The following is a 17,129-nucleotide window of genomic DNA, read 5'->3' as shown; positions in this document are numbered from 1 at the left end:
CCGCTTTGTCGTTTGGGCTGGAGTGAGCATGCCGTCGGATCTGGTGCTTGTCACAGGTGCTAGTGGCTTTGTGGGCAAGTGGACCGTTATAGCGCTGCTGCGGGCGGGCTATTCGGTGCGCGGCAGCGTGCGGTCAGAGGACAAGGCCGAGGCTGTGCGGAAGGCGGTCGTCAGCCAGCTGGGGGAGGATGTTCTCTACCGGCTCAGCTTCGTCAAACTCAACCTGCTGCTGGACTATGGCTGGTCCAAGGCGATGTCCCGCGTGGACGCGGTGATGCACATTGCGGCGCCGGTGCAGGCGTCCGAGCCGCGCGACAAATCCAAATTCATGGCTGCAGCCGTGGGTGGCACAGAGCGGGTCCTGCGCTTTGCCGCTTTGGCCGGCGTGCGCCGCGTCATCATGACGTCCTCGGTCGCGGCGGTCGCCTATGGTCACGGGAACCAGTCGGCCGTGCAGACCTATAGCGAGGCCGACTATACCAATCTGGCCGGCATGCGGGTGCCCAGCAGCTATCATATTGCCAAGACCAATGCCGAGCGCACCGCCTGGGCCCTGGCGCGGGCGTTGCCACTCGATCTGACCACCATCCTGCCCAGCGCCATCCTGGGGCCGGTGCTGGACGATGATTTCAGCGCCTCGGTGGCCCTGGTGGGCAATATGCTGGTGGGGGCGGGGCCCGCCATGCCGCGCAGCGGGTTTTCGGTGGTCGATGTCCGCGACGTCGCCGCCGCCCATCTGGCGGCGCTGCAGAAGCCCGCTTCGGTGGGCGAGCGCTATCTGGTGGCTTCCGACTATCTGACCATGCCCGAAGTGGCGACGATCCTGCGCAGTGCGTTTCCCGACCATCCGGTCGCGGCGCCCTATCTGCCGGACTGGCTGGTACGGTTGATGGCGCGCTTTGGGGGGCCGCTGCGCGTGGTCTATGAGGATCTGGGCCAGCAAAAGCACTATGGGCACGACAAGATCGAGAAGCTGCTCGGCCGGCCGCTGCTGCCGGGGCGGGAGGCGATCCTGAGCTGTGCGTCGACCCTGCTGGCGCTGCGCCAGTCCAATGCCGGCCCGTAGGGGCGTGGCGCGGTTCTAGCGCCGCTTGCTCAGCTGCCAGGCGGCGTAGAGCGCATTGACGTCATTCAGGCTGTGGCAGACCACGTTGGGCAAGCCGGTTTCCGCCGTCATGCGCCAGTATTTGCTGGCGTTGCGGGTCTTCCAGATCCAGTTGATCATCGACCACTTCACGCTGTCGCGGCTGCCGGGCAGGGCGCCCAGACGCTGCTTCTGGAACAGCGTGCGGCGGAAATAGCGGACATAGCGCTTGAGGTAATGGTCATCGATGACGATGACGCCGCTGGCGCGGGCAAAGCGTTGCGGCATGATGTCGGTGTAGTTGCCGTCCATCACCCAGGAATCCTGCGCGATCGCTGCATCGTGCAGCGCACGGAATTCGGCCTTGTCGCGGGGCACCCAGTCGGTTCCCGGCTGGTGACAGAAGACGTCCAGGTGGATGGCCTCGATGCCGAGCTTGCGGGCAATGGCGTCGGCCAGTGTCGACTTGCCGGCATTGCTGGGGCCAAGGATCATGATGCGGCGGCCGAGATCGGCCAGGGGCGGAATGGTCTGCATTTTCAGTTCCGATATAAAGCGGGGATCGGGGTGGAAAAGGCACGGCGGTAAAGACGAAAATCCCCGCCGGAGCGGGGATTTGTGCGTGTGGGCGGGGCGGGCGCCTTATTCGGGCTGCTGGTCCTTGCCGGTATAGGCATCTTCGACCCAGAACTGGTCGCGGCGGTCAAAGCCGTTGAACGGGGTGAGCGAGGCCTGGGTATAGGCGCCCATCAGGCCGAACTCGATCCAGTCGTCTTCGTCGATATCGGCCGGCAGGGTGAACACCTGGGGCAGCACGTCATAGCTGTCGCAGGTCGGGCCCCAGATGGTGAAGTCCGAGAATTCCTGGTCGTTGTCATGCAGGCGCGGGCCGCGCCAGACGCGCACCGGCGGGGTGAAGTGCATGAACTTGACTTCCATCAGGCTGCCATAGGCGCCGTCGTTGACATAGACCGACTGGCCACCGCGCTGATGCTTGACGCGCAGCAGCAGCGAGGTCGAGCTGGTCACCAGGGCACGACCGGGCTCGATGATCAGGTCCGGCTTGCGCTTCTCGCCGAAGTGATCGCTGACGGCCGTGGCAATGGTCTCGAAGTAATAGTCCATCGGCGGCGCTTCGCTGGTCGGGTAGGGGGCCGGATAGCCGCCGCCGATGTTGAGGCGCTTGAGCTCGATGCCGGCTTCCTCGACGATGCGGGCGGCCGCAGCGATGTGGCGCTCATAGGCATAGGCGTCTTCGCACTGGCTGCCGACGTGGAAGCACAGGCTGGGGGTATAGCCCATGGTCTCGACGGCGGCGACGATTTCGGCGGCGCCCTGTTCCATCACGCCGAACTTGATGCCGAAGTCATAGGACTTGAGCGCCTTGCCGGCCTTGAAGCGGGTGGTCACTTCGACGTCGCGGCTGGGCGACACGACGGCGGCCAGCTGGTCGAGCTGCTGGGGATGGTCGATGGTGAAGCTGCGCACGCCGAACTCTTCGTAGGCCCGGGCGATCTCGCGCTTGTTCTTGATGGGGTTGTTGTAGTGCATCACTGCGCCGGGGGCGTAGTCGCGCACCAGTTCCATCTCGGTGTTGGAGGCCACGTCGAAGGCCTTCAAACCTTCGCGATGCAGCTGGGCGATGATGTGGGGCGAGGGGTTGCACTTCACCGCATAGGTCAGCAGGCCGTCAAAGCCCTTCTTGAAGACCTTTGTGGCCCGGTGCAGCTCGCGTTCAGAGAACAGGAAGGCCGGGAAATCCGGCGCTTCCGCCGCGATCAGGGCGGAGGTGTTCGGGTAAACGTGCTTCGGCTCGGTGGTCATGGACGACTGGCCTTTCGGGCTGGGGGAAGTGCGGAAAACGAGCGCTGCATATAGGGCGGTGAGCCCCCTCACGCAAACGTTTATTTGGCCACAAAATGCGTCAGTTGCGTGACGCCATTTTCGTGCCTGAATCCGGGCGTTTGCGTGAGCCCGCTGGCGACCCCGTTTTGGGTCCCGGCCAATGGCAGGAGATAGGCAAGTGTCCAAGCGCGCAGTGATTTTGGCAGGTGTGGCCGTCGTGGCGATCGCCGTGGCGGGAACCCTGGCGTTTTCACCCTGGAACAGTCCGAGCACCGCGCAGACCGCGGCGCCGCCGGCTGCCGTGCCTGCGCTCATTGACAGTGCGGTGCCGCAGAGCGATGCACAGATCAAGCTCAGCTTCGCCCCGGTGGTGAAATCGGTGTCGCCCTCGGTGGTCAATGTCTACGCCACCCGCATCGAGCAGCAGTCGGCCTCGCCCTTCGCCAATGATCCCTTTTTCTCCCGCTTCTTCGGGCAGGGGCAGTTCCAGAGCCGGCCGCGCGAGTCGCAGTCGCTGGGCTCGGGCGTGATCGTGGATGCCGGCGGCGTCATCCTCACCAATCGTCATGTCATCGAGGGGGCTACCGATGTCCGCATTGCCCTCTCGGACGGGCGCGAGTTCGCCGTCGACATCGTCATCGAGGATGCCCAGACCGATCTGGCCGTGCTGCGCGTGCGCGATCCCGGGCAGGCGAACTTCCCGGCCATCACCTTTGCCGATTCCGATGCGCTCGAAGTGGGCGACCTGGTGCTGGCGATCGGCAATCCCTTTGGCGTCGGCCAGACCGTGACCAGCGGCATTGTCTCGGCCCTGGCGCGCACCGGCGTCGAGCGCTCGGACTATGAGTTCTTCATCCAGACCGATGCCGCCATCAATCCGGGCAATTCGGGCGGCGCCCTGGTCGACATGGCCGGGCATCTGGTGGGCATCAATACCGCCATCTATTCGCAGTCGGGCGGCTCGGTGGGCATCGGCTTTGCCATTCCGGCCAATATGGCCAAGCTGGTGGCCGAGGCCGGCGTCTCGGGCGGGCAGATCGTGCGCCCCTGGTTTGGCGCCAAGATGCAGGCGGTAACGGCCGATATCGCCGCCAGCCTCAATATGGTGGCCCCGCATGGCGCGCTGATCACGGAAGTGGCCCCCGATGGCCCGGCGGCCCGCGCCGGCTTTGCCTCGGGCGATGTGGTCATGAGCGTGGACGGTGTCGCGGTTGATGACCCCAGCGCCTTCAACTTCCGCCTGGCCACCAAGCCCATCGGGCAATCGGTCAAGCTTGAGCGCCTGCGCAACGGAAGCAGCGAGTCGATTGATTTCACTGTCGAAGCCGCGCCCGTGCCCGATGCCAACACCACGGCCACCATTACCGGGGATTCCCGCTTTGCCGGCACCACCGTGCGCCAGCTCGATCCGGCCCTGGCCGAGGTCAAGGGCCTGGCCTATGACGCCAAGGGCATCATCGTCACCGAAGTGGCGCCCAACAGCCCGGCCGAAGCCATGGGCCTCAAGGTCGACGACATCATCCTCCAGCTCAACGATACCGCCATGGACAGCGCCAAGGCCTTCGCCCAGACCGCCAGCCAGCGCGTCCGCACCTGGCAGATCATCCTGCAGCGCGACGGTCGCGTCACCCGCAGCATCATCAGCGGCTAGGCTGGTCTTCCCAAGCCGACATGGGGCGCGCATCATCGGCGATGCGGCCGTTCCGGCCGCCGGGCAGGAGGGGAACCCATGATCGTCGTGCTCAATGGCTATCCCGGTGTCGGCAAGCTGACCATTGGGCGGGAGCTGACGCGGCTGCTGTCGGGTCGGCTGCTGGACATCCACACGGTCTACAATCTCGCCTTTGCGCTCACCGAGTTCAAATCGGCTGCCTTCAAGGCCACGGTCGAAAAGGTCGAGGCCCTCGGGCACGAGCTGATCGGCCAATTGCCCGCCGACGTGCCGGTCGTGCTGACGACCGTGCTGGCGGGCGATGATCCCTGGGCCGTGGCGGAGTGGGATCGGATGACGGCCCTGGGCCGTTCACGGCCGCCGTTCTGCGTGGTCCACGTCGCCTGTGCGCTCGATGAGAACATGCGCCGCATCCAGTCCGAGGGCCGCGACCAGATGCGCAAGCCGCGCGACCCCGACTATGCCCGGCGCAACCACGCCAGCGCCAAGCCGCTGTTCGGTGGCGACGAGCCCAATCTGCTGCAGCTCGACGCCACAGGCCTGACGCCACTGCAGTCGGCCGAGGCAATCGCGGACTGGCTGAAGACGGTGTAGCCGTCTGCCGAGCCAGCCCGGGCCGGCAAGCCTATTCCGGGGCGTGGCAGACCGCTTCGATATTGTTGCCATCGGGGTCGAGCACGAAGGCGCCGTAATAGGTGGCGTGATAGTGCGGGCGCAGGCCCGGCTTGCCATTGTCGGTGCCGCCGGCGGCCATGGCGGCGGCATAAAAGGCATCGACCTCGGCGCGGGTCTTGGCGGCAAAGGCGATGTGGACGATCGGCTTCTGGGCGTCGCCTTCAGTCAGCCAGAAGGCCGGGCCAGTCTGGCCATAGCCGCCGACCTTGACGCCATTGGTGTACTCGCCGGGCACCTGCACGAGGAAGCTCGAGCCCAGTGGCGCCAGCGCGGCATCGTAGAACTGGCGGGCGCGGTCGAAATCGCGGACGGTGATGCCAAAGTGGTCGAACATGGTGGTCGGCTCCCAAAGTGTGTTGATACCCCGGTCCTAATGGCGCCCTGCTGACAGTCTGCGGCAGCACGCTGTGCCACAGTTGATGGAGAGGCGGACCGGGCAGGGGATTTGCACCTTGCATGGGCCTCCGCCCTTGCTCCCCGCGCCGGGCTGGCCTAGGCAGGAGCAGTGTCCAAGAACCGATGATCCGGCATGGCAGACCTATTCGCTCCTGATCCCGAAAGCGCCGTTGAAGCCGATGCCGCCCGGCCGCTGGCCGATCAGTTGCGGCCGCGCTCGCTCGACCAGGTGATCGGGCAGAGTCATTTGCTGGGCCCCAACGGCACGCTGCGCCGCATGATCGCCTCGGGCCGGCTGGGTTCGCTGATCCTGTGGGGCCCGCCGGGCACCGGCAAGACCACCGTGGCGCGGCTGCTGGCCGACCAGATCGGCTATACGTTCGAGCAGATCTCGGCGGTGTTCTCCGGTGTCGCCGATCTCAAGAAGGTGTTCGAGAAGGCGCGCTTCGAGCGTCTCAGCGGCCACAAGACGCTTTTGTTTGTCGACGAAATCCATCGCTTCAACCGCGCCCAGCAGGATGGTTTCCTGCCGGTGATGGAAGACGGCACCGTGGTGCTGGTCGGCGCCACCACCGAAAACCCAAGCTTCGAGCTCAATGCCGCTCTGCTGTCGCGCAGCCAGGTGCTGCGCTTTGAGTCGCTGGCGACTGAGGATCTGGAAAAGCTGGTCGCCCGGGCCGAGGCGCTCACCGGGGCAGCGCTGCCGCTCGATGCCGAGGCGCGGCAATTGCTGCTGACCCTCGCCGATGGCGACGGGCGGGCCCTCTTGGGCCTGGTGGAAGAGGTACTGGCTTCCGTCCGGCAGGACGAGACGCTGGACGCGGCGGGCCTCCTCACCGTCGTGCAGCGCCGCGCGCCGATCTATGACAAGGCGCAGGACGGGCACTACAATCTGATTTCGGCGCTGCACAAGACCATCCGCGGCTCCGATCCCGATGCCGCGCTCTATTATTTCGCCCGCATGCTCGACGCCGGCGAGGACCCGCTGTTCCTGGCGCGCCGGCTGATCCGCATGGCCGTGGAGGATGTGGGGCTGGCCGATCCGCAGGCGCTGCCGCAGGCCGTCGCGGCGCGGGATGCCTATCAGATGCTCGGTTCACCCGAGGGCGAACTGGCGCTGGCGCAGGCCGTGGTCTATCTGGCGCTCGCGCCCAAATCGAACGCCGTCTACACCGCCTTCAAGGCCGCCAGCGGCGTCGCCAAGTCCACCGGCTCGCCCATGCCGCCCATGGTCATCCTCAATGCCCCCACCAAGCTGATGAAGGGGTCGGGCTATGGCGATGGCTATATCTATGATCACGACACGCCCGAGGGCTTTTCCGGCCAGGAGTATTTCCCCGAGAGCATCGGCCGGCAGAAATTCTACGAGCCGGTCGAACGCGGCAGCGAGCGCGATTATCGCAAGCGCATCGACTATTTCGAGCGCCTGCGGGCGGCCAAGCGGGAGAACCTGGAATGAGGCCAGATCTTTCCGGACGGCGCCTCTCCCTCGCCGCCGCGCTGCAGCCGCCTGAACCAATCTCCCCCTCGGAGCCAAATTGATGTTTCCCTTTGTTCTCGTCGGCGCCGGCGGCGCCCTGGGCGCGATGAGCCGCTATGGGCTTTCGGTGCTGATCGGCCGCCTCTGGCCCATGGCCTTCCCGCTGGCGACGCTGCTGACCAATATCCTGGGCTCGGTGTTCATGGGCGTGCTGATTGGCCTTCTGGCCCGCTTCATGCCGCCGCAGCAGGCCGAGCTGCGGCTGTTCCTGGCGGTTGGCGTGTTGGGCGGGTTCACGACATTTTCGTCCTTTTCGCTCGACACCATTGTGCTGATCGAGCGCGGGGATGTCATTGCGGCAGGGGCCTATGTGCTGTTGTCGGTTGTGGTTTGTCTCATTGGGCTTTATCTCGGGCTTTTGGTGACCCGAGGCGTGGCATGAGTGGCGTTCAACAGCGGCAGGTAGAGAGCGACGAAGACGGCATGCGTCTGGATCGCTGGTTTGCCCATCATTTTCCCCAGCTCGGCTTTGGCCGGCTGCAAAAGCTGATCCGCAATGGCGAGGTCAAGGTCGACAAGGCCAAGGTGACCACCAGCACGCGGCTGTCGCCGGGGCAGGTGGTGCGCATTCCGCCTATCGACGATCCCGACACGGTCAAGCCGGTCAAGGTCAATGCCGAAGACGCCAAGCTGATCGCCGAGATGATCCTTTATGAGGATGACGACATCTATGTCCTCAACAAGCCGCATGGCCTAGCCGTGCAGGGCGGCACCGGCACCAAGCGCCATCTGGACGGCATGCTCAAGAGCCTGCCCAACAAGAAGGGCGAGCCGCCGCGCCTGGTCCATCGCCTCGACCGCGATACCTCCGGCTGCCTGATCGTCGCCAAGACCAAGGCGGCCGCCAGCCATTTCGGCGCGGTGTTCCGCTCGCGCTCGGCCCGCAAGATCTATTGGGCCATTGTCGCCGGCAATCCGCATCCGCCGCAGGGCGAAATTTCCTGCTTCCTCGCGCGCCAGTCCACCGACGATGGCGAGCAGATGATCGTGGTCAAGAATGGCACGCCGGGTGCGCAGCACTCGATGAGCTATTATTCCACCACCGATACGGCCAGCCGCCGCTTCGCCTGGGTCACGCTCAAGCCCGTCACCGGTCGCACGCACCAGCTGCGTGTGCACATGGCGCAGCTCGGTACGCCGATCATCGGCGATCCGCGCTACTTCAACATCGAGAACTGGCAGGGTGCCCCGGGCCTGAGCTATGGGCTGCACCTGCATGCCCGCCGCATTGCCATTCCGCTGCGCAATGGCCAGCGCCTCGATATCTCGGCGCCGCTGCCGCCGCATATGCGCCACAGCTTTGAGACCCTGGGCTTTGATCCGGATCGCTACGACGTCAGCGGCGATCCCGAGGACGGCGCATGATCCTTGTCATGTTCGACATGGATGGGACGCTGATCGACTCGCAGGCGCTCATCACCGAACATATGGCCGCGACTTTCCGCAGCTTGGGCCTGGTTGCGCCGACGCCTGAAGAGGGGCGGCGGGTCATCGGCCTGTCACTGCCCATCGCCATGGCGCGGCTGGCGGGGACCGATGACACCGTGCTGATCGACCAGCTGGTCGAAACCTATCGCGCGCATTATCGCGCTTCGGTGGTGACCGACGCGGGGCGCGAGGGCCTGTTTCCCGGCACGCTGGAGGCCCTGCAGCGGCTCAATGCCCGCGATGACGTCATCCTGGGCATTGCCACAGGCAAGGGGCTCAATGGCGTTCACCGCCTCTTGGCGCTGCATGGCGTGTCGAACTATTTCACCACGCTGCAGACGCCGGACCACAATCCCAGCAAGCCCCATCCGGGCATGCTGCTGCGCGCCATGGCCGAAACCGGCGCGACGCCGGACCAGACCATCATGATCGGCGACACCACCTTTGATATCGACATGGGCGTGGCCGCTGGCACCCGCACCATCGGCGTCACCTGGGGCTATCACGACCCGCGCGAACTGATCGCGGCGGGCGCCAGCACCATGATCGACCGCTATGACCAGCTCGACGGCGCCATCCGTCAACTCGTGGAGTAAGCCATGCGCGACCAGCTCGAAGACATCCAGAAGCATCTGGACGATGGCTATGGCCGGGCGCAGCACCTCAACAAGGTCGAGCTGCCCAAGCGCTTCTACAAGGATGTTGGTGTCGCCCCGGTCGATGGCGGCTTCACCGTCACCCTCGACGCCCGCCAGGTGCGCACGCCGGGCCGCAAGATCCCGGTCGTCGTGCCGGCAGCGCCCATTGCCACCACCATGGCCGAGGAATGGCTGGGCCAGGGCGAGTTCATCAATCCGGCCACCATGCCGACCGTGCGGCTGATCAATTCGGCTGTCGAGAGCGGCGAGGACAATGTGCCGGCCTTCCGGGCCGAGATCGTCAAATTCGCCGCCAATGATCTGCTGCTCTATCGTGCCGAGTCGCCGCAGGAGCTGGTCTCCGAGCAGGAGCTGGTTTGGGACGGCGCGCTGGTGCGGATCGCGCGGCATTTCGGCGTCAGCTTCCAGCCCACCTTTGGCGTCATCCACCAGCCGCAGCCGCAGACGACGCTCGATCGCCTGGCCGAAGTGCTGGAAAGCGAAAACCTCTTTACCCTCACCGCGATGGTGTCGATGACCGGTCTCACCGGCTCGGGCCTGCTCACCCTGGGCTATTGGCACAAGCTGCTGACACCCGACCAGGTCTGGGCGGCGGCGCATGTCGATGAGGACTACCAGATTTCCCAATGGGGCCAGGACGAGGAAGCCGCCGAACGCCGCGCCATGCGCCGCAATGAGTTCGACACCGCCGTGGCCGTGCTCGAGGCCCTGCGGTTTTAGTCGGTCGTCGCGACCAGCGCCGTCACGTCATCGACGAGTTCACCCAGCGGCACCAGCACGAAGTCGCGTTCATGCGCAAAGGGATGGGGCAGGGTCAGGCGATCGGTCTTCATCCGCACGCCCTCATAGGCGATGATGTCGATATCGATGAGCCGGGGGCCCCAGACTTCCTTGCGCACGCGGCCCATGGCGCGCTCAATCCCGAGCACGGCGTCGAGCAGGTCGATGGGCGCCAGGGTCGTCTCAATGGCCAGCGCCATATTGGCAAAGTCAGGCTGGTCGGTCTTGCCCCAGGGCTTGGTGGTCAGCACGGAGGATTGCCGCACCACCGAGATGCCCTCATGGGCGTCCAGCCGCGTCACCGCCTCGGCCAGTTGACCGCGGGGATCGCCGATATTGGCGCCAAGGCTGAGCCAGGCGCGGGGCATCACGCGGCCTTCCGCTGGCGGTGCAGCTCGATGGCCGCCTCGCCGCGCACCATCGCTATGGGCGCCTCGGGCTTGCGCAGGCGGATGATGATCCAGGTGACGCCGGGAAAGGCCGCAAAGAGCGCCTCGACAATATTGTTGGCGACGGCCTCGAGCAGGTGCATGCGCTGCCCTTCGAAGGCGGCTTTGACCACGTCATAGATGTCGGCATAGGAAATGCCGGTGCTGAGCTTGTCCGTCGTCGCGGGCGCGGTCAGGTCGGCGCCCAGCTCGAGGTCGATGAAGAATCGCTGGCCGAGCTTGGCCTCCTCGGCAAAGACGCCGTGGAACCCGTAAAAGCCTAGGTCTTTCAGGATGATACGGTCGCCGGTGAATGGCTCGGTCATGCGGGCTTACCCCAGTTGTACGGGCGGACCATACAGCGTTGCCTCGGCCACGCGAAGGGCGTCGCGATTGGCGCGCACATCATGCACGCGGAAGATATGGCCGCCGCGCAAATAGCCCAGAACAGAGGTGGCGATGGTGCCCGCCAGCCGCTCATCGGCCTGGTTGTCCAGCAGTTTTCCGATCATCGACTTGCGGGACGTACCCACAAGGATCGGCATGCCCGGCGGACAGGCAGCGGCCAGATCGTTGAGCAGGGCATAGTTCTCGGCCAGCGACTTGCCGAAGCCAAAGCCGGGGTCGGCGATCAGCCGGTCGCGCTGGAGGCCCGCCGCCGCCGCAATGGCGATGCTGTCGGTGAAATAGGCCTGCATGGCGTCGGCCAGCGAAGCGGCCTCGGTGGCATTTCGCTGCCAGTGCATGGCGATCACCGGAACCTGGTAGAGGGCGGCGATCTCGGCCATCTCCGGCGCGCCTTGGAGGCCATGCACGTCGTTGATGATAGAGGCGCCCGCCTGGATGGCCTGGTCGGCCACCAGCGGCTTATAGGTGTCGATCGAGATGGGCAGGTCCACCCCGTCGGCGCGCAGCGCATCGAGCACGGGCATCACCCGGTCGAGCTCCTCCTGCACACCCACCGGCGCGGCGCCGGGGCGGGTGCTTTCGCCGCCAATATCGAGAATATCGGCGCCCTCGGCGATCATCTGTCGGGCATGGGCGCGGGCGCGTTCGACCCCGGCATGGCGGCCGCCGTCGGAAAAACTGTCCGGCGTGACATTGAGAATGCCCATCACCAGGGCGCGTCGGCCCAGGGCCAATGGCGGGCGGCCGGGCAGGGCGATGGAATGGCTGGTGTGCATGGGCGGCTCAGAACGGCCAGACGATCATCAGCATGGGCACGGCAACCAGCACCACCATGATCGAGAGCGGCGCGCCCAGGCGCCAGTAGTCGCCGAATTTGTAGCCGCCCGGGCCCATGACCAGCGTGTTGCACTGGTGGCCGATCGGGGTGAGGAAGTCACAGCCGGCTCCAATGGCCACGGCGAGCAGGAAGGCCTCGGGCTGGTATCCCAGGTCGGTGGCAAAGGTCGCCGCGATCGGTGCCATCACCAGAACGGTCGCGGCATTGTTGAGGAAGGGCGTCACGGCCATGGCCGCGACCATGATCAGTGCCAGGGCGCCCCAGCCGGGCATGGTGCTGGCCGTCATCGACAGCCAATTGGCGACGATGTCGCTGGCGCCTGTGGTGCGCAGGGAGTCGGACACCGGGATCAGGCAGGCCAGCATGATCAGGATGGGCCCGTCAATCTGGGTATAGAGGTCGCGCAGCGGCAGCGCGCGGAACAGCACCATGGCGGCGGCGGCAGCAAAGAAGGCCGGTGCCACCGGCACGATGCCCAGCGCCGTGGAGGCCATGGCTATCGCCAGGATCACCAGCGGCAGCAGGCCGCTGCGGATGCTGCCCAGGCGCAGCCCGCGCTCCACCAGCGGCAGGCAGTCCCATTCGCGCAGCAGTTCGGGCAGGCGCTTGATATGGCCCTGGATCAGGATCACGTCGCCATTCTGGAAGCGGATCTGGCCCAGACGCTCGGTAAAGCGCTCGTCGCGGCGGCTGACGGCCAGGAGGTTCAGGCCCGTGCGGTCAAACAGGGTCAGTTCCTGCGCCGTAGCGCCGATCAGCCCGGAACTTTCCCCGATCACCGCTTCGATGACGCCGAAATCGGCGGCGTCCTTGGTGGCTGCGCCACGGCGCTCGGAGAAGACGAGGCCGGACTGGTTCACCATCTTGTCGAGGGCCTCGGGCTCGCCGGCGATCAGCAGGATGTCGCCGGCGCGCAGCTTGGCGTCGGGCAGGGGCGTGCGGCTGCGGCCGCCGGTGCCGACGATGCGGGTCACCATGGCCTGGCCGTCGGCCAGCGACTGGATTTCGCCAATGGTCTTGCCGATAGCGGGGGATTCGTCGGTCACCCGGGCTTCGGTGGTGTAGTTCTTGATTTCGACGGCGCTGTCCAGGCCGGTGCTCTCGCGCTTGCGCTCGGGCAGCAGGCGATAGGCGATCACCAGGAAGATCAGGCCCACGATGGTCAGCACGAGGCCCACGGGGGTGTAGTCGAACATGGTGAAGGGCGTGCCGGTCAATTCCATGCGCACGCGGGAAACGATAATGTTGGGCGAGGTGCCGATCTGCGTCATCAGCCCGCCCAGCAGCGAAGCGAAGGACATCGGCATCAGGAACAGCGACGGCGAGACATTGGAGCGCCGCGCCATCTGGAAGGCGATGGGCATCATGATGGCGAGCGCACCGATGTTCTTCACAAAGGCGCTGAGCACGGCCACCACGGCGGTCAGCAACAGCAGTTGCGCGCGCGGCCCCGAGATATTGGGCGCAAAGCGGCGCACCGCCACTTCCATGATGCCGGAGCGCGAGACAGCCGCGCTCACCACCAGCGCGCTGCCCACGATGATGACGATGTCATCGGAAAAGCCGATGAAGGCCTCGCCGGGCGCGATGACGCCAATGGCCAGGCCGGCAAGCAGCGAACAGATCGCCACCACATCATAGCGCCACCGGCCCCAGACGAACGCCACCATCATGGTGGCGATCAGCAGGAAGGAGAGGGCTTGCGAAAGTGTCATGTCGATCCTGTCGTGCCGCAGTGACGCCAGACCATCGCATTGAAGCCGCGGCGGCAAGCGTAAATTCCGCTGTGACGCCAGCTATTGCTGTGGACAGCTTTGGGCAAATCGGGCAGTCGGCCCCTTGCGCTCAGCACAAGAAAACGCTGGTGGCATCAGGTGAAATTGGCCCTGTACCGGCTCGGCGTCATGCCCTTGAGCGCCTTGAACTGGCGGTTGAAATTGGCCAGCGAGTCATAGCCGACGCTGCCGGCAATCATGCCCACAGGCATGTCGCCCGATGACAGCAGCGCGCAGGCACGGCCGATGCGCAGGCGGATGAGATATTGCGTCACCGTCTGGCGGGTGTGGCGCAGGAAGCTGCGATGCAGGCCCGAGGTGCTGAGCGCGGCGATATCGGCCAGTGTCGCCAGGGACAGCGGCTCGGCGAAATGGGCATGGATATGGGTCAGCACGCGGTCGATGCGGTGGCGTTCGCCGGCGGCTGGGGCAATGCCGGGTGCCGTCGCCGACAGGGGCGTTGCCTGCCGGTCCTCGGCCAACAGTGCCAGCACCCGCACCAGGGCCAGAAAGCGGTCCACGGCGGGGAGGCCGAAGAGTTCGGCGATGAGCGGCCGCGCGCGGGCGGCCATGGGCGCCGAAAAGGCAAGGCCGGTTGCGGCGCGGTCCAGCATGGCCGCAACGCCGGCCAGCTCGGCATTGGCTGTCAGGCGCTCCGCCCACAGCGACTGGAACCACATCACCAGCGCGGTGTGCGGCGCGTCGGGTTGGGGGCGGTCGACCGAATGCCAGGTGTGCGGCAGATAGGGGCCGATCAGCACCAGGTCGCCATCCTCATAGCGCCCGATGTGGTCGCCGATATAGCGCTGGCCGGTCGAATTGAGCGTCAGGGTCAGCTCGAACTCGGGATGGTGATGCCATTGAAAGGGAATGCCGTCGTCCAGCGCGCGATTGAGCCGGGCCCAGGAGGCGCCGTCTTCCGTCGTCAGATGCTCCAGATAGGGCTTCATATGGCGCAGCAATCCCCTTCCACGCCAGAATAGTATCAGTCTTGGCCATGCGCGGGCAAGCCGAACGCCACGCTCCCATCTAGGCTGCTCCCATCAACAAGCGCCACAGGTGCAGGCAAATGGGAGACAGACATGCAGGCGGCCACCAAACGCGACAGCCATCCGACCACGCAGGTGGTCACCACCCAGCTCAAGGACATCGTCAAGAAGCTGCCGCTGCGGGTGCTGAGCCCCGAGGATTGGCAGCACTGGATAACCAAGGGCTATGTGATTGTTCGCAATGCGGTTCCGCAGGAAAATGTGGAGCGGCTCAAGGCCTTGCTCTGGGAATTTGACGAAAAGAATCCGGCTGACCCGAGCACCTGGTATGCGCCGCAGCGGCGCGATCACATCATGAAGGAGCTCAACGGCACCGGCATGGTGGAGATCTACAACCACCAGTATCTGTGGGACAACCGGATGGAGCAGCGCGTCTATGACGCCTTTGTCGACATCTGGGACATGGAGGAGCTGTGGACCAGCATCGATCGCGCCAATCTGAACGTCCCCAAGAAGGTCAAGGGCAATCCCAATGGCTTTATCCATTGGGACAGCGACACCTCGCTCGATCCGCTGCCGATTGGCGTGCAGGGCGTGCTGAGCCTGGTCAAGCAGGATGGCGACGTCGGCGGCTTCCAGTGCATTCCCGAGCTGTTCTACAATTTCGAGGAATGGGTGAAGACCCAGCCGGCCGACCGCGACCCGATGCACCCCGACACCACGGGCCTGACCATCACCAATATCGAGATGGAGCCCGGTGACCTGATGATCTTCAACACGCTGCTGGCCCATGGCGTGCGCCCCAACCATTCCGACGGGCGAGTGCGCATGGCGCAATATATCTCGATGTTCCCGGCCGATGAGGCCAATACCGCCGAGCGCACCGAGCGTATCCGGTTGTGGCGCGAGCTGGACCATCCCAAGCGCGATGCCTTCCCCGGCGATCCGCGCGAGTGGGAAAAGAAGAACGCCACCACGGCCAGACTGACGCCGCTGGGCGAAAAGCTGCTGGGGCTCAAGAGCTGGCACTGACCAGCCAGCCGGCCAAAACACGAGAGGCGCAACCTTTTGGCTGCGCCTCTCTTTTTGAGTCCGGGTCGGCCGCTAAGCCATTGAAATCAGACTCTAGTTCAGGCCTGCGACAGGCGTGGCGAACAGGTCATATTCGTCACTGTCGGTGACGAGCACATCGATCATGTCGCCCGGCTTGATGCCGGTGGCATTGGCGATGATCACCTGGCCGTCGATCTCGGGCGCATCCCATTTGGAGCGGGCGATGGCCTTGTTCTGGTCGGGCTGCACGTCGTCGACCAGCACCTGGATGGTGCGGCCCACCTTCTTGGCCAGCTGGCCGGTGGAGACGTTCTGCGCCACTTCCATCAGGCGCTCGAAGCGGTCCTGCATGACTTCGTCGGGCACGATGCCCTCGAGCTCATTGGCCGGGGCGCCGGTCACGGGCTCATATTTGAAGCAGCCGGCGCGGTCGATCTCGGCTTCCTCGATGAAGTCGAGCATCATCTCGAAGTCTTCTTCGGTCTCGCCGGGGAAGCCGACGATGAAGTTCGAGCGGATGGTGAGGTCCGGCACCTGCTCGCGCCACTTCAGGATGCGGTTGAGCGTCTTGTCCTGATGGGCGGGACGGCGCATGGCCTTGAGCACGGTGGGGGAGGCATGCTGGAACGGGATGTCGAGATAGGGCAGCACCAGGCCTTCGGCCATCAGCTCCATCACCTGGTCGACATGGGGATAGGGGTACACATAGTGCAGCCGCACCCAGGCGCCGAGCTGGCCCAGTTCCTTGGCCAGGTCATAGAACTTGGCCTTGACCGGACGGCCACGGTAGTTGCTTTCGGCATATTTGATGTCGACGCCATAGGCGCTGGTGTCCTGGGAGATGACCAGCAACTCCTTGACGCCATTGCGGATCAGGCCTTCGGCCTCGCCCAGGATGCCGGCGGCCGGGCGGCTGGCCAGGTCGCCGCGGATCTGCGGGATGATGCAGAACGAGCAGCGGTTGTTGCAGCCTTCTGAAATCTTGAGATAGGCGTAGTGGCGCGGCGTCAGCTTGAGGCCCTGCTCGGGCACCAGGTCGACGAAGCGGTTGGGCACGGGCGGCAGGTGCTCGTGCACGGCATTGACCACGTTCTCGTACTGGTGCGGGCCGGAGATGGCGAGCACCGACGGATGGGTCTGGCGGATGAGTTCTTCTTCGACGCCCAGGCAGCCGGTGACGATGACGCGGCCGTTTTCATTGAGGGCTTCGCCGATGGCTTCGAGCGATTCCTGCTTGGCGGAATCGAGGAAGCCGCAGGTGTTGACCAGCACGATGTCGGCGCCGGCATAATCGCGGCTGAAGGCATAGCCCTGGGCGCGGAGCGTCGACATGATGCGCTCGCTGTCGACGAGGGCCTTGGGGCAGCCGAGGCTGACGAGGCCAATTTTTGGCGCTTGGCTCATGAGAGCGGAGGTTCCAATGTTGGATAAGTTGGCTGCGTCATACAGAAATAGAGACGGTTACGCAATGTGACTACCGTCCCGGCCAGCCCGCATCAGGTGTTCCGAAAACGGCGAACACGCGAAGTTTACTGTTCGTTTGAGTGAACAGTGCGTCC

18 protein-coding genes are annotated in these 17,129 nt (G+C 65.1%); 9 read left to right on the top strand and 9 right to left on the bottom strand.

Annotated features, from left to right (window positions below):
- Nucleotides 1–28 precede the first annotated feature (28 nt).
- Nucleotides 29–1,066: an NAD-dependent epimerase/dehydratase family protein gene (locus K1177_RS07265; RefSeq protein WP_224702632.1), complete on the top strand. Its 1,038-nt coding sequence runs from the start codon at nucleotides 29–31 to the stop codon at nucleotides 1,064–1,066.
- A 15-nt stretch (nucleotides 1,067–1,081) separates the two neighbouring features.
- On the opposite strand, the gene K1177_RS07260 is transcribed toward K1177_RS07265, so the two are convergent.
- Both K1177_RS07260 and K1177_RS07255 read right to left on the bottom strand, forming a co-directional pair.
- Nucleotides 1,082–1,621 (bottom strand): P-loop NTPase family protein, encoded by a 540-nt coding sequence (locus tag K1177_RS07260; RefSeq protein ID WP_224702631.1) that lies wholly within the window; start codon nucleotides 1,619–1,621, stop codon nucleotides 1,082–1,084.
- A gap of 105 nt (nucleotides 1,622–1,726) precedes the next feature.
- Nucleotides 1,727–2,908 carry a type III PLP-dependent enzyme domain-containing protein gene (locus K1177_RS07255; RefSeq protein WP_224702630.1) on the bottom strand — a complete coding sequence of 394 codons (1,182 nt, stop codon included), beginning with the start codon at nucleotides 2,906–2,908 and terminating at the stop codon, nucleotides 1,727–1,729.
- 181 nt (nucleotides 2,909–3,089) lie between these two features.
- Between K1177_RS07255 and K1177_RS07250 the strand changes: the two genes are divergently transcribed.
- Nucleotides 3,090–4,580, top strand: coding sequence for a Do family serine endopeptidase (locus K1177_RS07250; protein ID WP_263574786.1), 1,491 nt, complete (start codon nucleotides 3,090–3,092; stop codon nucleotides 4,578–4,580).
- 78 nt (nucleotides 4,581–4,658) lie between these two features.
- On the top strand, nucleotides 4,659–5,195 hold the full coding sequence (locus K1177_RS07245) for an AAA family ATPase (protein ID WP_224702628.1): 537 nt from the start codon (nucleotides 4,659–4,661) through the stop codon (nucleotides 5,193–5,195).
- A 31-nt stretch (nucleotides 5,196–5,226) separates the two neighbouring features.
- Here K1177_RS07245 and K1177_RS07240 read toward each other — a convergent pair whose 3' ends face one another.
- Nucleotides 5,227–5,610 carry a VOC family protein gene (locus K1177_RS07240; RefSeq protein ID WP_224702627.1) on the bottom strand — a complete coding sequence of 128 codons (384 nt, stop codon included), beginning with the start codon at nucleotides 5,608–5,610 and terminating at the stop codon, nucleotides 5,227–5,229.
- Between the two features lie 195 nt (nucleotides 5,611–5,805).
- On the opposite strand from K1177_RS07240, the gene K1177_RS07235 reads away from it, so the two are divergent.
- From K1177_RS07235 to K1177_RS07215, 5 genes are all read left to right on the top strand, one after another.
- On the top strand, nucleotides 5,806–7,131 hold the full coding sequence (locus K1177_RS07235; RefSeq protein ID WP_224702626.1) for a replication-associated recombination protein A: 1,326 nt from the start codon (nucleotides 5,806–5,808) through the stop codon (nucleotides 7,129–7,131).
- A gap of 82 nt (nucleotides 7,132–7,213) precedes the next feature.
- Nucleotides 7,214–7,594, top strand: a complete 381-nt coding sequence (gene crcB, locus K1177_RS07230; protein ID WP_224702625.1) for a fluoride efflux transporter CrcB — start codon at nucleotides 7,214–7,216, stop codon at nucleotides 7,592–7,594.
- On the top strand, nucleotides 7,591–8,577 hold the full coding sequence (locus K1177_RS07225) for an RluA family pseudouridine synthase (protein WP_224702624.1): 987 nt from the start codon (nucleotides 7,591–7,593) through the stop codon (nucleotides 8,575–8,577). The genes crcB and K1177_RS07225 overlap by 4 nt, the downstream gene beginning before the upstream one ends.
- Nucleotides 8,574–9,236 (top strand): HAD-IA family hydrolase, encoded by a 663-nt coding sequence (locus K1177_RS07220; RefSeq protein WP_224702623.1) that lies wholly within the window; start codon nucleotides 8,574–8,576, stop codon nucleotides 9,234–9,236. The genes K1177_RS07225 and K1177_RS07220 overlap by 4 nt, the downstream gene beginning before the upstream one ends.
- Before the next feature lie 3 nt (nucleotides 9,237–9,239).
- Nucleotides 9,240–10,019 carry an ATP12 family chaperone protein gene (locus K1177_RS07215; RefSeq protein ID WP_224702622.1) on the top strand — a complete coding sequence of 260 codons (780 nt, stop codon included), beginning with the start codon at nucleotides 9,240–9,242 and terminating at the stop codon, nucleotides 10,017–10,019.
- On the opposite strand, the gene folK is transcribed toward K1177_RS07215, so the two are convergent.
- The 5 genes from folK to K1177_RS07190 form a co-directional block, all read right to left on the bottom strand.
- Nucleotides 10,016–10,447: a 2-amino-4-hydroxy-6-hydroxymethyldihydropteridine diphosphokinase gene (folK, locus tag K1177_RS07210; protein ID WP_224702621.1), complete on the bottom strand. Its 432-nt coding sequence runs from the start codon at nucleotides 10,445–10,447 to the stop codon at nucleotides 10,016–10,018. The genes K1177_RS07215 and folK overlap by 4 nt on opposite strands.
- On the bottom strand, nucleotides 10,447–10,833 hold the full coding sequence (folB, locus tag K1177_RS07205) for a dihydroneopterin aldolase (RefSeq protein ID WP_224702620.1): 387 nt from the start codon (nucleotides 10,831–10,833) through the stop codon (nucleotides 10,447–10,449). Before folB ends, folK begins: the two co-directional genes overlap by 1 nt.
- A 6-nt stretch (nucleotides 10,834–10,839) precedes the next feature.
- Entirely contained in the window at nucleotides 10,840–11,691 is an 852-nt protein-coding gene (gene folP / locus K1177_RS07200) for a dihydropteroate synthase (RefSeq protein ID WP_224702619.1), read from the bottom strand.
- A gap of 7 nt (nucleotides 11,692–11,698) precedes the next feature.
- Entirely contained in the window at nucleotides 11,699–13,468 is a 1,770-nt protein-coding gene (locus K1177_RS07195; RefSeq protein ID WP_224702618.1) for an SLC13 family permease, read from the bottom strand.
- Between the two features lie 155 nt (nucleotides 13,469–13,623).
- Entirely contained in the window at nucleotides 13,624–14,478 is an 855-nt protein-coding gene (locus K1177_RS07190) for a helix-turn-helix domain-containing protein (protein WP_224702617.1), read from the bottom strand.
- A 132-nt stretch (nucleotides 14,479–14,610) separates the two neighbouring features.
- On the opposite strand from K1177_RS07190, the gene K1177_RS07185 reads away from it, so the two are divergent.
- A complete protein-coding gene (locus K1177_RS07185) occupies nucleotides 14,611–15,549 on the top strand; it encodes a phytanoyl-CoA dioxygenase family protein (RefSeq protein WP_224702616.1) in 939 nt (312 codons plus the stop codon).
- Nucleotides 15,550–15,642: 93 nt separating this feature from the next.
- Here K1177_RS07185 and rimO read toward each other — a convergent pair whose 3' ends face one another.
- Nucleotides 15,643–16,974 (bottom strand): 30S ribosomal protein S12 methylthiotransferase RimO, encoded by a 1,332-nt coding sequence (gene rimO / locus K1177_RS07180; RefSeq protein WP_224702615.1) that lies wholly within the window; start codon nucleotides 16,972–16,974, stop codon nucleotides 15,643–15,645.
- Between the last annotated feature and the right edge of the window lie 155 nt (nucleotides 16,975–17,129).

It is taken from the genome of Devosia aquimaris, from assembly GCF_020169335.1.
In the GTDB taxonomy this organism is placed as follows: domain Bacteria; phylum Pseudomonadota; class Alphaproteobacteria; order Rhizobiales; family Devosiaceae; genus Devosia; species Devosia aquimaris.
This window is presented reverse-complemented; position numbering and strand designations above follow the sequence as displayed.

Bases quoted from the DNA above. Each gene is read 5' to 3' on its own strand.
- K1177_RS07185 (WP_224702616.1), top strand. From the start codon at position 14,611: ATGCAGGCGGCCACCAAACGCGACAGCCATCCGACCACGCAGGTGGTC.
- folK (WP_224702621.1), bottom strand. From the start codon at position 10,447: ATGCCCCGCGCCTGGCTCAGCCTTGGCGCCAATATCGGCGATCCCCGC.
- folP (WP_224702619.1), bottom strand. From the start codon at position 11,691: ATGCACACCAGCCATTCCATCGCCCTGCCCGGCCGCCCGCCATTGGCC.
- K1177_RS07235 (WP_224702626.1), top strand. From the start codon at position 5,806: ATGGCAGACCTATTCGCTCCTGATCCCGAAAGCGCCGTTGAAGCCGAT.
- K1177_RS07220 (WP_224702623.1), top strand. From the start codon at position 8,574: ATGATCCTTGTCATGTTCGACATGGATGGGACGCTGATCGACTCGCAG.
- K1177_RS07225 (WP_224702624.1), top strand. From the start codon at position 7,591: ATGAGTGGCGTTCAACAGCGGCAGGTAGAGAGCGACGAAGACGGCATG.
- K1177_RS07255 (WP_224702630.1), bottom strand. From the start codon at position 2,908: ATGACCACCGAGCCGAAGCACGTTTACCCGAACACCTCCGCCCTGATC.
- K1177_RS07260 (WP_224702631.1), bottom strand. From the start codon at position 1,621: ATGCAGACCATTCCGCCCCTGGCCGATCTCGGCCGCCGCATCATGATC.
- K1177_RS07190 (WP_224702617.1), bottom strand. From the start codon at position 14,478: ATGAAGCCCTATCTGGAGCATCTGACGACGGAAGACGGCGCCTCCTGG.
- K1177_RS07245 (WP_224702628.1), top strand. From the start codon at position 4,659: ATGATCGTCGTGCTCAATGGCTATCCCGGTGTCGGCAAGCTGACCATT.
- crcB (WP_224702625.1), top strand. From the start codon at position 7,214: ATGTTTCCCTTTGTTCTCGTCGGCGCCGGCGGCGCCCTGGGCGCGATG.
- folB (WP_224702620.1), bottom strand. From the start codon at position 10,833: ATGACCGAGCCATTCACCGGCGACCGTATCATCCTGAAAGACCTAGGC.
- K1177_RS07240 (WP_224702627.1), bottom strand. From the start codon at position 5,610: ATGTTCGACCACTTTGGCATCACCGTCCGCGATTTCGACCGCGCCCGC.
- K1177_RS07215 (WP_224702622.1), top strand. From the start codon at position 9,240: ATGCGCGACCAGCTCGAAGACATCCAGAAGCATCTGGACGATGGCTAT.
- rimO (WP_224702615.1), bottom strand. From the start codon at position 16,974: ATGAGCCAAGCGCCAAAAATTGGCCTCGTCAGCCTCGGCTGCCCCAAG.
- K1177_RS07265 (WP_224702632.1), top strand. From the start codon at position 29: ATGCCGTCGGATCTGGTGCTTGTCACAGGTGCTAGTGGCTTTGTGGGC.
- K1177_RS07195 (WP_224702618.1), bottom strand. From the start codon at position 13,468: ATGACACTTTCGCAAGCCCTCTCCTTCCTGCTGATCGCCACCATGATG.
- K1177_RS07250 (WP_263574786.1), top strand. From the start codon at position 3,090: ATGGCAGGAGATAGGCAAGTGTCCAAGCGCGCAGTGATTTTGGCAGGT.